Here is a 1,550-nt window from a genome sequence, read left to right on the forward strand (position 1 = left end):
GAAGAATTTGATATCAGCGAGGAGACCCATCCGGGCGTGCTGAAGGATGAGACTATTGAGGTAACCAAGGATAAAACGGTGATCAAATTGCGTAGGATAGCTTTTTATCACCAGCAGCAGGCTCGCCTATATGAGTTTATTACCAATAATTTCGAGCTTCCAGCGGACACCATAGCAGACATCTACAAACAGCGATGGCAGATAGAAACCCTTTTTAAACGGCTCAAGCAGAATTTTCCATTGAAATATTTTCTTGGTGATAACCAAAATGCAATAGAAATACAGATATGGGTAAGCCTGATTATTCAGCTGATCATACTTGTGATACAAAGAAAAGCCAAAAGGAAATGGGCATTTTCAAACATGATGTCCGTAATCCGTTATCATTTAATGACCTATATAGACCTATTCAAATTCCTTAAATCACCTGGCGCAGACTGGGTAGAACTAAACAACCTAAAGAAAACGCAGTTATCTCTGTTTAAAACATAGGGGCTTCTATTTGAACACAAGTGAACAGCATAGCTTTAATCATAAACCAATCCAGTTCTAGAGAAATTTTAAAATTTAATCGGACACTAATGACTTTAAATAGTAAAAAAAGGAATCTGGCTTGTTAAAATAGAAAAAAACAAAGCCGTCAGAGAACACAGGCCATGCAGAAAAAAAAAATACCCGAATGGTAAAGAAAGAAACATCACGGCTCAAAAGAAAGCGGATCAAACAACAAACAAAGAAAGAGCAATCCACAAATCTAGAAACAGGCCAGGCAAAACGGTTCTAAAAACACACCTTATATATAAGGATACAAAACCCACATTAGAACAAGAACAATAAACCCTACAATCGGGTGTAAAGGATTAGCAAGGATAAACCTTACAAAAAACATGCTGAAGCGAGCTCAACAAGCAGCAGGAACATTTATAATCCACTGTAAACTTTTTACAATAATTAATTTTAGCATAGCAACCACTAATCAGGAATTCACTTTTTCATTGTAAACTAATTCCAATAAAGCACAACTTGCAGCAATAACCTGTAAAACACGATAAAAAAACGTAAGTAACACAAACAAAAGCCAATGTTTACGCAATCTTTAATTGCGTAAACATTGCGCCAGCATTGCGTTACCATTGCGTTAACATTGCGTTAACCCCCTTCACAGTAACTTACTGATTAGAATTTACAACACTTAAATTAATCACCTAAGAAGTCTACATTACCGCTGTAAATATTCCTGTTATTTGTTTCCCGATTCTACTCATGCATTGGCCAGAGTTACATTTTTAAAACTTTTTCAAGATCAAATTCCATTAGGAGAATCCTTTTAGTCCTTTAGCAATGGCATTATCATAAAGATTTCGTGTCTGGATGATGCTGATTTGTAATGCGGCTCTTCGGTGAACCAGATCAGAATGAATTCTGTTACTGCGAAAAGAATTTGTGGTGTAAGCCCCAGGGTCAACGCATAAAAATAGTTAAAAATCAGATGCTTGTTAACATTTTGTGGATTTCGTGTTAGGATTTTTTTGTTTGTTTTGCTTTATTTA

The 1,550-nt window shown here is 35.9% G+C and carries 1 protein-coding gene; it reads left to right on the forward strand.

What is annotated here, in order from left to right; translation table 11 throughout:
* The coding region (locus tag AAKU52_RS17415; protein WP_354335910.1) for a transposase at positions 1–492 on the forward strand (492 nt) is incomplete at its 5' end.
* Between the last annotated feature and the right edge of the window lie 1,058 nt (positions 493–1,550).

The organism is Pedobacter sp. CG_S7 (assembly GCF_040544395.1).
Taxonomy (GTDB): Bacteria; Bacteroidota; Bacteroidia; order Sphingobacteriales; family Sphingobacteriaceae; genus Pedobacter.